This window comes from Micromonospora sp. DT229 (assembly GCF_049844505.1).
In the GTDB taxonomy this organism is placed as follows: domain Bacteria; phylum Actinomycetota; class Actinomycetes; order Mycobacteriales; family Micromonosporaceae; genus Micromonospora.
Window position 1 is genome coordinate 135270 of the sequence record NZ_JBNCLD010000005.1, and the last position, 10995, is coordinate 146264.

8 protein-coding genes and 2 tRNA genes are annotated in these 10995 nt (G+C 70.7%); 6 read left to right on the forward strand and 4 right to left on the reverse strand.

All coding sequences use genetic code 11. The features are described 5' to 3' along the window. Positions 1–100: 100 nt before the first annotated feature. From ACLQ2T_RS09990 to ACLQ2T_RS10000, 3 genes are all read right to left on the reverse strand, one after another. Positions 101–1429: an ABC1 kinase family protein gene (locus ACLQ2T_RS09990; RefSeq protein WP_425765711.1), complete on the reverse strand. Its 1329-nt coding sequence runs from the start codon at positions 1427–1429 to the stop codon at positions 101–103. A gap of 10 nt (positions 1430–1439) precedes the next feature. Continuing rightward, on the reverse strand, positions 1440–2534 hold the full coding sequence (locus ACLQ2T_RS09995) for a hypothetical protein (RefSeq protein ID WP_425765712.1): 1095 nt from the start codon (positions 2532–2534) through the stop codon (positions 1440–1442). Positions 2535–2732: 198 nt separating this feature from the next. After that, a complete protein-coding gene (locus ACLQ2T_RS10000; RefSeq protein ID WP_199714804.1) occupies positions 2733–2900 on the reverse strand; it encodes a DUF5679 domain-containing protein in 168 nt (55 codons plus the stop codon). 530 nt (positions 2901–3430) lie between these two features. On the opposite strand from ACLQ2T_RS10000, the gene ACLQ2T_RS10005 reads away from it, so the two are divergent. Both ACLQ2T_RS10005 and ACLQ2T_RS10010 read left to right on the forward strand, forming a co-directional pair. Beyond that, positions 3431–3952 (forward strand): M48 family metallopeptidase, encoded by a 522-nt coding sequence (locus ACLQ2T_RS10005; protein ID WP_425765713.1) that lies wholly within the window; start codon positions 3431–3433, stop codon positions 3950–3952. Positions 3953–3995: 43 nt separating this feature from the next. After that, the gene (locus ACLQ2T_RS10010) at positions 3996–4670 is read left to right on the forward strand and encodes a hypothetical protein (protein ID WP_425765714.1); all 675 of its coding nucleotides are present in this window, start codon (positions 3996–3998) and stop codon (positions 4668–4670) included. 256 nt (positions 4671–4926) lie between these two features. Here the strand turns inward: ACLQ2T_RS10010 and ACLQ2T_RS10015 are convergent, their stop codons facing one another. Further along, complete coding sequence (locus ACLQ2T_RS10015) at positions 4927–6228, reverse strand: zinc-dependent metalloprotease (protein ID WP_425765715.1); 1302 nt, start codon at positions 6226–6228, stop codon at positions 4927–4929. A gap of 113 nt (positions 6229–6341) precedes the next feature. On the opposite strand from ACLQ2T_RS10015, the gene ACLQ2T_RS10020 reads away from it, so the two are divergent. The 4 genes from ACLQ2T_RS10020 to ACLQ2T_RS10035 all read left to right on the forward strand — a co-directional run bounded on the left by ACLQ2T_RS10020 (position 6342) and on the right by ACLQ2T_RS10035 (position 10995). Then, positions 6342–7355 carry a YlbL family protein gene (locus tag ACLQ2T_RS10020; RefSeq protein ID WP_425765716.1) on the forward strand — a complete coding sequence of 338 codons (1014 nt, stop codon included), beginning with the start codon at positions 6342–6344 and terminating at the stop codon, positions 7353–7355. A gap of 198 nt (positions 7356–7553) precedes the next feature. Further along, positions 7554–10553 carry a UPF0182 family protein gene (locus ACLQ2T_RS10025; RefSeq protein WP_425765717.1) on the forward strand — a complete coding sequence of 1000 codons (3000 nt, stop codon included), beginning with the start codon at positions 7554–7556 and terminating at the stop codon, positions 10551–10553. 132 nt (positions 10554–10685) lie between these two features. Next, positions 10686–10759, forward strand: a tRNA-Met gene (locus ACLQ2T_RS10030). Between the two features lie 162 nt (positions 10760–10921). Next, positions 10922–10995, forward strand: a tRNA-Met gene (locus ACLQ2T_RS10035).

The following is a 10995-nucleotide window of genomic DNA, read 5'->3' on the forward strand; positions in this document are numbered from 1 at the left end:
TCCCGGGGGGCCCCCCCTCGTGTTTCTGTTTGTCAACCCCCCCCCCCCGGGGGGGGGCGCACTTTTTGGGCCCCCCCCCGCCGAAGTCTGTGCGGGGCGGTCAGTCGACCTCGGCGAAGCCGGGCAGCCAGCGTTCCAGGATGCCCCGGTAGGGCGCCTGGGCCTCCAGTTGGCACAGCACCCCGATCGACCCGAGGGTCACCCGGTGGATCAGCAGGTACGACGGCGGCAGGTTGAGCTGCCGACTGAACTGGTACGCCGGGGATCGGGGATTCGCCAGCCGGGCGGCCTCGGCCCGCAACCAGGCCCGGGTGAATCGGAATTCCTCGACCGCGATCGGTTCGAGCATCGGACGCAGGAAGTCCAGCAGGGCCTGGCCGTCGACCGGAGCCTCGGAGCTGACGAAACCCTCGGCCCGCAGACCGGCCACCACCTCGTCGGCGTCGCCGCGCAGGGCCAGCCCCGCGATGCGGCCGATCGGTTCCGGAGTCCCCTCCGGCATCCGCGCCACCGCGCCGAAGTCGATCACCGCGAGCCGGCCGTCCGGCAACAGCCGGAAGTTGCCGGGATGGGGATCGGCGTGCAGCAGCCCGGCCCGCATCGGGGCCGACAGGTGCAGGGTGGCCATCAGCCGACCCGCCTCGTCGCGCTGCTGCTCACTGCCCTCCCGAATGATGTCGGCCAGCGGGGTGCCCTCCACCCACTCGGTGACCAGGACCCGGGGCGAGGCGGAGAACACCCTCGGCACGTAGATCTCGGGGTCGTCCGCGTACGCGGTGGCGAAGGCCCGTTGCGACTCCGCTTCCAACTCGTAGTCGAGTTCCTCGGTGATCCGCTCCCGCAGCTCGGTCAGCAGCGGTTTGATGTCCAGCCCCGGCTGGATCGCCCGGAACATCCCCCCGAGTCGGGAGAGCTGCTTGAGGTCGGCGAGCAGGGCGTCACCGGCCCCCGGATACTGGATCTTGACGGCGACCTGTCGAGTGGTGTCGTCCGGCATCCGCCACACCGCGCGGTGCACCTGACCGATGCTCGCCGCGGCGGCCGGCGAATCGTCGAAGCTTTCGAACCGGTCCCGCCAGGCCGGGCCTAGCTGCTCGGCCAGCACCCGGTGCACGCTGGCGGCCGGCAGCGGTGGCGCGGCCTCCTGGAGTTTGGTCAGGGCCTGCCGGTACGGCGCGGCGACCTCCTCCGGCAGGGCGGCTTCGAAGACCGACAGGGCCTGGCCGAACTTCATCGCCCCACCCTTGAGCTGGCCGAGCACGCTGAACAGCTGCTCGGCCGTACGCTGCTGGATCTCCGCCGAGATCACGTCGGAGGCGAGCCCGGTGACACGCTTTCCCATGCCGAGGACGGTCCGACCGGCGAAGCCGAGCGGCAGAGCGGCGAGCTTGGCGGTCCGGGAGACGGCGCGGCGCGGGATGTCGGTCACCTGGCCATTGTTACTGACTCGGCACCCCGGCTGCTGCCGTGCGGCCGGGCTGACTGCCCGGCGTTCGGGCACGCCAGCATCCGCAGCGGGGATGCGGCGGCCACTGGCGGCGCCGGAGGTTGCCCGGGGAGGTGAGTTCGACCGCGGCGCCGAGGGTCTCCGGGGTACCCCCGTCCAGGTGTAGCAGGGCCTCACTGACCGCGAAGGCGGTGGCCGCCAACAGGCTGCCCACGGTGCCGCTGGGGGTGGCGGGGCGACTGGCCAGCTGGGCGGCCAGCGCGGGCCAGTCGGGATCTCGGTCGGTGCGGTGCAGGTCCAGGCAGCCCAGGCAGGGCCCGTCCGGCGGCCGGACCAACGGCCCGATCACCGGTACGGCCTCCCGCAGGTCCACCAGCAGATGTGGTCGGCGACGTTGGGTGTGTCCGGCGGCCAGCAGCGCGGCCGGCCGGTCGGTGCCCAGTTGGATCACCAGGTCGGGCCGGGGCCGCCGTTGTGGACCGGTGCCGGTGCCGGGCGCCGATCGGGTGACGGCGGCCCGCACCGCCCGGCCCAACGGTCGACCGATCTCAGCGGCCGCGATGCCGGTACCGACCAGGTCGATCGGTCGGACCACACCGGGCAGGTCGGGATGAACGTGACCGACGCCGGCCTGGGCCAGGGCGACGGCGATGGCGGCGCCGAGTGGGCCGCTGCCGGTGACCATGACTCGGCTGGCCAGTCGGCGGCGGAGGACCTGGGCGGGAGTCCCCGGAAGCCGGGCGGCGGTCAGGGCCAGGGCGGCGGCCTCCGTGGCCAGCCTGGCCCGGCGGGGTCCGGTCAGCTCGCGGGGCAGGAGGGTGTGCATCGGTACCACCAGCCCGGCGGCCCGCAGGGCGTCGAGCAGGGTATGTGCGTGCTCCGTCCGGCTCTTGGTGCCGGTGACCACCTGTCGTTCGCTGTGCCGGCCGTCGAGCAGGTCCAGCAGCTCGGCGGCCCGGGGGTCCGCGATCTCCACCAGGACGGCTCGGTCCTGGTCGAGCCCGAGTTGCAGGGTGTGCCGGTCGCGCCAGAGGCGACTTAGCCCGGGAAGCAGGGTGGGACGGGGGGAAGGCGAAGAAGGCGGCATGGGTACGAACAGTGACCGAATCCCTGCGTTGCGTCGATCGTTGTCCACAGGTGGTCAGGGTCAGATCCAGGGCTGTCCACAGGATTTGACGAGATATCCACAACCGGCGGGTAGCTACAGTCGGTCCTCCGACAGTCACTCACACAGACGAACGGGGGGAGGCCGCCTCGGCCTCCCCCCGTTCGTCAGGTGCGTACGTCAGACCTTGGCCTTGCCCAGGATGCGGTTCACTGTTGTGCCGCACACCGGACACTTGCCCTTGGCCATGTTCATGCCGGTCTTCGAGACCTCCACGCGGCCTTCGAAATCCCGCTTCTCCTTGCACTTGACGCAGTAACCGTTGTAGCTCTGGGCCTGGTCGGCCACGGTGCCCTCCTCGTCTCGTCCGCCGGTCGATACCGGTCCGGCGGGTTTCCGGCGGCGGTCGCGTACGGCGTCCGGCGCTGGTCTTTGTCGCGGTCACCCTCGTGACCGCTGGTTGGCGGACCCTACCCAGGTGTGGGTGGTTCCATGTCAGCTGCGCTTTGCCACTGTGAGCAAGGCGACGTCGAGAGTGTGCACGCCAAATCGGGCCAGATCAGCCAGTTTCGCGGGGACACGCCGACCGGGCGCCCGCAATTGCGCTGGTGGTGCCAGTTGTGGCGGGGTCAGGTACCCCCGCTGGGCAGGGCCCATGCGATGATCACTCAGCATGGGCGGGCAGCGACATTACCGCTCAGCCCACCACGAAGCGTGATCGCGACACATCGCCCCGAGGCCGGGAAGATTTTTTTCGGGACTTCTGGCGACCAATCACCATTTTTCGGACGCGTGTCGCGGGTTGACCCTTGCGGACCCCTGGTGACAACGCATTAGCTTGCCATCGTGACAGCAAACCGAGGCTGCGCGGCCCACTGATGGCTGGGCCGCGGAAGCCGGTCGTCGAGGTACGGCGCAGCCAGCGCCGGCGACGCACGGTGTCCGCCTACCGCGACGGTGAGCGCGTCGTCGTCCTCATCCCGGACCAGTTCTCCCGGGCCGAGGAGAGCGAGTGGGTCGACCGGATGCTCGCCCGGCTCGCCGCCCGGGAGGGCCGCCTGGCCCGCTCCGACGGGGAACTGCTGGCCCGAGCCGACCGGCTGATCAATCTCTATCTGGCCGAATACGGCAGCCAGGCCCTGCCGGCCAGCGTCCGCTGGGTGAGCAATCAGAACGGCCGTTGGGGCTCCTGCACCCCGGCGGACCGGTCCATCCGGTTGTCCCACCGACTCCAGGACATGCCGGACTGGGTCCTCGACTACGTGCTGCTGCACGAACTCGTGCACCTCATCGTGCCCAGCCACAACGCACACTTCTGGGCCCTGGTCGGCAGGTACGCCAAGACCGAACGCGCCCGAGGCTATCTGGAGGGCGTGGCGGCCGTCTCCGGCGTCCCCTGACACCGGCGGGCACCCCGGTCGACCCACGGCGTAGGGTCGGGGAATGCCCCGACGTGTGGTGGTGGCCCTGCTGGCGCCGGTCACCTGGGCGCCGCCCGGCCTCGACCCGGCCCAATGGCGTACGGCCCTCGCCGAGGACGTGGTGGACCTGCTGGCCACCCTCAACGAGGTGGACACCGCGGTGGCGGTCACCCCGGCAGACCGTTGGCTCGCCGACGCGGTGATCTGGCCGGGCACCCGGGTCTACGAGGTGCCCGAACCCACCCCGAACGCGGTCTTCGCCGCCCTGGCCAGCACAACCGCGCCGACCGACCCCGCCGACCCGGTCGGTGGTGCTGGAGCGGGGGAGGGGGGCCGGTACGAACAGGTGGCTGTGATCGCCGGGGACGCTCCCGACCTGCCGGGGCTGACCATCGGCAAGCTGTTGCGTCCGCTGACCAGCCGTCCGGTAGCGGTCGCCCCGGCCGAGGGCGGCGCCGGCCTGCTGGGTGTGGCAGCCCGGCTACCCGTACCGCCCTGGCTGCCGCCGCTGGACCTGGACGCCACCATGCCCGCGGCCGTGCGCGCGGCGGCGCCCCGCCCGGGTGACCTGGCGGTCACCCCCTCCTGGCACCGGCTGCGCGGCCCGGCGGACCTGGCCCGGCTCGACCCCGCCCTCGGTGGCTGGGAGAACACCCGCGCCCTGCTGGCCGACGCCGACCAGCCCGGCGAGTCCTGAACAACCCGCGCGGCGACCCATCAGCCCGGCGGAGCCTGAACGGCCCCGCGCGGTGCGCCCTCAGCCCTCAGAACCTGCGCAACCCCGCGTGAAGAACGCTGCCCGCGTGACGCGGTGTGAATTCGCTCGATGTGGGATCGAGTGGCCTCAGAGTCACGCGAAGCCACTCGATGCCAGATCGAGCGTGATCTTGCCTGGTTGAGCATGATCTTGGCGATCCCGCGCAGGGTCAGCGGTGCGGACGCGGTGCCCGTTCTCAGGAGGGGGTGTCGCCGCCCTTGGGGTCGTCGTCCCGGCGACCCTGCTCGCCTGGGGCCTTCTCCTCCGGGCCGCCGGGGGCGGTGAAGTCGAAGCTTTCCAGCTCGGCCATCAGGTCGACATCGGTCATGGCGAAGGCCACCGGGTCGGCGAAGTCGTCGTCGGAGGGCAGCAGGTCGGGGTGCCCCCACAGAGCGTCCCGGCCGCCGATGCCCCGGTGCTCGGTGAGCGCCGCCCAGAGGGCCGCAGCCTCCCGCAGTCGGCGGGGCCGCAGCTCCAGCCCGACCAGGGCGGCGAAGGTCTGCTCGGCCGGCCCGCCGGCGGCCCGGCGCCGACGGAAGGCCTCGCCCAGCGCCACCACGTTCGGCAACCGGCCGGCCGCCGCGCCGTCGACCACGTGGCAGACCCACCCCTCGACCAGGGCCAGGGCGGTCTCCAACCGGGCCAGGGACGCCTTCTGGGTAGGGCTGTCCTCCGGGGTGAAGATGCCTTCCAACGCGATGGCCTGCATCGACTCCGGATCGGTCGGATCGACCCGACCCATCGCCTCCTCGATCGCCTCCCGGTTGACCCGGATGCCGGCGGCGTACGTCTCGACGGCGTTGAGCACATGCCCGCGCAACCACGGCACATGCTCGAACAGCCGCTGGTGTGCCGCCTCGCGCAGGGCGACGTAGAGGCGTACCTCGTCCTCGGGTAGCTCCAGGCCCTCGCCGTAGCTGCGGATGTTGGCCGGGATCAGGGCGGCCGTGCCGGCCGGGCCGAGGGGCAGGCCGATGTCACCGACGGAGAGCACCTCCGCGGCGAGCGAGCCGAGGGCCTGGCCCAGCTGACCGCCGAAGAGGGCGCCACCCAGGGTCGCGACCATCGACTGCATCGGGCCCAGTTGGGCGCGGGCCTCCGGCGGCACCAGGTCACCCATCGCGGTGACCATGCGGCTGGCCACCGGGTCGCACAGCTTGCGCCAGACATCGAGGGTCTTGAAGATCCATTCGTTGCGGTTCCAGGCCATCACGGTCCGGATGCCCGAGGGCAGCGCGGAAGCCGGCTCCAGCCAGAGGTCGGCGATGCGCAGCGCCTCCTCGACGGCGTTGCGTTCGTACGGCGAGACCGCCGGGTCGCCCGACGCGGCTAGCTGGCTGGCCGCGACCTGGCGGGCCAGGTCCCAGTTGACCGGCCCGCTTCCCGGCGCGGAGAGCAGGTGCTGCAACTGCGACATGAACTGCTGCATCTGCGCGGGGTCGTTGGGGTCGGGCGACTGCCCACCTGGTAGCGCGAAACCGAACGGAATATCAGGCACGACGTCTACGGTACGCGTGCCGCGCCCCAGGTGGCCCGCGCCGCTGTTGCGCTGAGGGCGAAGTCGCCCTCATGCCGCCGGACGCCGTGGCCCGGATCGGTACGCTCTGCCGCATGAGACGTCGAGGCGTGACCGTCCTGCTCGGTGCTCTGCTCACCGCTCTACTCAGCATCGGGGTGCTCGGTGCGCCCGTCCCGTATGTGGTGCTCGGTCCTGGTCCGACCGTGGACACCCTCGGGCAGGAGGACGGCAAGGAGGTCATCCAGGTTTCCGGACGGGAGACCTCCACCTCGACCGGTCAACTCCGGCTGACCACGGTAGGGGTGCAGCCCAGCGCCAAGCTGCGGACCGCCATCCAGGGGTGGCTGGACGACGATCAGGCGGTGGTGCCGCGCGAGCTGGTCTACCCGCCGGGGGAGAGCCGGGAGCAGGTCGAACAGCGCAACGCCGAGGACTTCCAGGTCTCCCAGACCAGTGCGGAGACCGCCGCGCTGCGCAAGCTCGGTTACGAGGTCCAGGTCGTCGTCCGGGGGGTCTCCGCCGACGGCCCGGCGGTCGGGGTGCTCCAGGAGGGTGACGTGATCACCTCCGTGGACGGTGCCGCGGTGCCGCTGGCCTCCCGGCTGACCGAACTGATCAGGGCCAAGCCGGCCGGCACCCCGCTGCGGATCGGCTTCACCCGCGATGGGGTGGCCGACACCGCCACGATCACCACCCGGGAGATCGACGGTCGCCCCCGCATCGGGGTGGACATCGGGCAGCAGCAGCCGCATCCGTTCACCCTCTCCTTCGACCTCAAGGACATCGGGGGTCCCAGCGCGGGCCTGATGTTCGCCCTGGGCATCATCGACAAGTTGACCCCGGAGGACCTGACCGGCGGCCGGATCATCGCCGGCACCGGCACCATCGACGACTCCGGTCGGGTCGGTCCGATCGGCGGCATCCCGCAGAAGCTGGTCGGGGCCAAGGAGGCCGGTGCCACGGTCTTCCTGGTGCCGGCGGCCAACTGTGCCGAGGCGGTACGCAACCGGCAGCCCGACCTGCCGCTGGTGAAGGTGGGTTCGCTCGACGAGGCCCTGGCGGCGCTGGAGACCCTGCGGGCCGGCGGCGAGCCGACCCACTGCTGAATCCTGCGGTGACCCCACCGCCCGCCTCCGGCCGGTTGTCCCGCCCCTGAGCAGGGCGAACGCGCGGGAGGTGGCGATCTGCGAGGGTCGCCTCAGGCGGCTGCCCCGCGACCTTGCTCGGATGCTCTCAGCCGCACCCCGTACTCTGGGTGCCTGGTCGGTGCCGATCATATCGAGCGTGCGGAGCCAACAGTGGTCATGCGTAGCAGCAGCCCCCTGCCGAGGATGAGCCGACGTGGACGCGTCACGGTCGGCGTCTTGATCGGGGTGTTCGTCCTGTTCACCCTGCTGGGCTGGGGGGTGCAGGCCTGGACAGACTGGCTCTGGTTCTCCGAGGTCGACTACACCCAGGTCTTCACCGGGGTCCTGCTCACCCGACTGGTGCTCTTCCTGGCCGGCGCGGCAGCGATGGCGGCCATCGTCGGGGGTAACCTCTGGCTGGCCCAACGGCTGCGGCCCCGCAACCGGCCGCATTCGCCGGAGCAGGCCACCCTTGAGCGTTACCGGATGCTGCTCGGCCCCCGGCTGGGGCTGTGGATCGCGCTGGCCGCGGCGATCGTGGGGCTGTTCGCCGGGCTGTCCGCCCAGAGCCGCTGGAACCAGTGGCTGCTCTTCCGCAACGGCGGCGACTTCGGCGTCAACGACCCCGAGTTCGGTACGGACATCGGCTTCTACATCTTCCAGTTGCCGTTCTGGCGCTTCCTGCTCGGCCTGGGCTTCACCGCCGTGGTGTTGGCCCTGATCGGCTCGCTGGCGGTGCACTACCTGTTCGGCGGGGTGCGGCTACAGGGCGTCGGCGACCGGATGACCAACGCCGCGCGGGCCCACCTGAGTTCCCTGGTGGCGGTCTTCGTCCTGCTCAAGGCGGTCGCCTACGTGCTGGACCGGCGTTCCATGCTGCTGGAGTACAACGACGGGGTGGGGGTCTACGGTGCCGGGTACGCCGACATCAACGCCCTGTTGCCGGCCAAGGAGATCCTCGCCTACATCTCCGTGGTGGTGGCGATCGCGATCATCGTGTTCTCCAACGCCTGGATGCGCAACCTGGTCTGGCCGGGCATCTCCCTGGCCCTGCTCGGGGTCTCCGCGGTGGCGATCGGCGGCATCTACCCCTGGGCGGTGCAGACCTTCGAGGTCAAGCCCAGCGCCCGGGACAAGGAGGCGCCGTACATCGAGCGCAGCATCCAGGCCACCCGCGCCTCCTTCGGGCTGGACATCGCGCAGCACACCCCGTACGCGGCCAGCAACCTGACCCCACCGGAGAGCCTGGCCACCGACACCTCGGTGGTGTCGAACGTCCGGTTGCTCGACCCGCAGCTGGTCAGCGAGACCTACACCCAGTTGCAGCAGGTACGTGGCTTCTACGACTTCGGCCCGAAGCTGGACATCGACCGGTACACCATCGAGAACCAGACCCAGGACTACGTGGTCGGGGTACGCGAGATCAACTACGGCGAGCTGACCGCCCAGCAGAGCAACTGGATCAACCGGCACACGGTCTACACCCACGGGTACGGGGTGGTGGCCGCCCCCGCCAACCGGGTGGTCTGCGGTGGCCAGCCGTACTTCGTCTCCGGCTTCCTCGGCGACCGGGCGCAGGAGTCCTGCTCCTCGCCCACCGACCTGATCCCGGCCAGCCAGCCCCGGATCTACTACGGCGAGCGGATGCAGGGCAGCGACTACGCCATCGTCGGCAAGCCCAACCCGGACGCCAACCCGGCCGAGTTCGACCGGCCGGCCGGCGAGACCGGTGAGGGCCGCGAGTCGTACTACACCTACACCGGCTCAGGCGGCGTCGAGATCGGTTCGTTCACCCGGCGCCTGCTCTACGCGATCAAGGAGCAGGAGGCGAACTTCCTGCTCTCCGAGGCGGTCAACGACAACTCCAAGCTGCTCTACGTGCGTAACGCCCGGGACCGGGTGGAGAAGGTCGCGCCGTTCCTGACCCTGGACGGCGACCCCTACCCGGCGGTCGTCGACGGCCGGGTGCAGTGGATCGTGGACGGCTACACCACCGCGGCCACCTACCCGTACGCGGAGCGGGTCAACCTCCAGCAGGAGACCACGGACGAGTTGACCGGCCGGGGCACCATCCAGTTGGCCCGGGAGAACGTCAACTACATCCGCAACTCCGTGAAGGCGACCGTCGACGCGTACGACGGCACGGTCACCCTCTACGAGTTCGACGAGAACGACCCCGTGCTCAAGGCGTGGAACAAGGCCTTCGGCGGTGACCTGATCAAGCCGCGCGCCGAGATCCCGGAGTCCCTGGCGGCCCACTTCCGCTACCCCGCGGACCTGTTCAAGGTGCAGCGCAACCTGCTCACCCGGTTCCATGTCACGAGCCCGGGCGACTTCTACTCCGGGCAGGACTTCTGGCAGGTGCCGAACGTGCCGGACGCGCCGGACAGCGAGGTCAAGCAGCCGCCGTACTACCTCTACACCCAGTTCCCCGAGCAGGACGCGCCGACCTTCCAGCTGACCAGCGCGGTCACCCCGAACGGCCGGCAGAACCTGGCGGCGTTGATCTCCGGGTCGTACCAGGACGGCAAGCCCAGGTTGCAGGTGCTGGAGTTGCCCGACCAGACCCGGGTCTCCGGCCCGGTGCAGGTGCACCAGCAGATGACCAACAACGCCAACATCCGGCAGCAGTTGAACCTGCTCTCCTCCAACCAGGCCCAGGTGCAGTACGGCAACCTGCTCTCCCTGCCCTTCGGCAACGGGATGCTGTACGTCGAGCCGGTGTACGTCAAGAGCAACCAGACCGACGCGTACCCGCTGCTGCAGAAGGTGCTGATGTCCTACGGTGACGGCGGTTCCTTCGTGGTCCTGGCCGACAACCCGACAGACGGCATCAAGCAGCTGGTCGAGCAGGGCAAGCGGGCCAACGCCGGTAACCCGCCGCCGGCCACCGAGCCGCCGGCCGGGGACGAGGAGCCCGGGGCCACCCCGTCGGCGACTCCCTCGGCCACCCCGCCGGCCGGTGACGCGCCGCCGCTGACCGGCGACCTGGCGGCGGCCGCCAACCGGGTGCAGGCCGCGATCACGGAGGTGCGGGCCGCGCAGACCTCGGGCGACTTCGAGCGGTACGGCCGCGCGTTGAAGGAGTTGGACGAGGCCCTCACCGCCTTCCAGCAGGCCCAGCAGGCGGCCAACGGAGGCGGGGTCCCCGCGAACAGCCCGTCACCGACCGGCTGATCTGAGTCGAAAGGGGCCTGCCGTCGGTGATCCGGCGGCAGGCCCCTTTCTGCTGGTGCCGCGCCGACGGCCCGGCGGTTCCGGGGTCGTTTTGCGGCGACCGGGGGTAGTGCGCTACGGTGGATCTAGCGACGCGGGGTGGAGCAGCTCGGTAGCTCGCTGGGCTCATAACCCAGAGGTCGCAGGTTCAAATCCTGTCCCCGCTACTGCCCGACCACGGCCCCGGACTTACAAGTCCGGGGCCGTGGTCCGTTTCCGCTCGGCACCGAGCCCGCTCCGGTGGCTCGTCGGGAATGTGGCGGTGTTCGTGCCAATGGCGGGGGTGGGTGATCGGTGCGGTCACGGGTGCGGTAGGCTGAATCTACCGACGCGGGGTGGAGCAGCTCGGTAGCTCGCTGGGCTCATAACCCAGAGGTCGCAGGTTCAAATCCTGTCCCCGCTA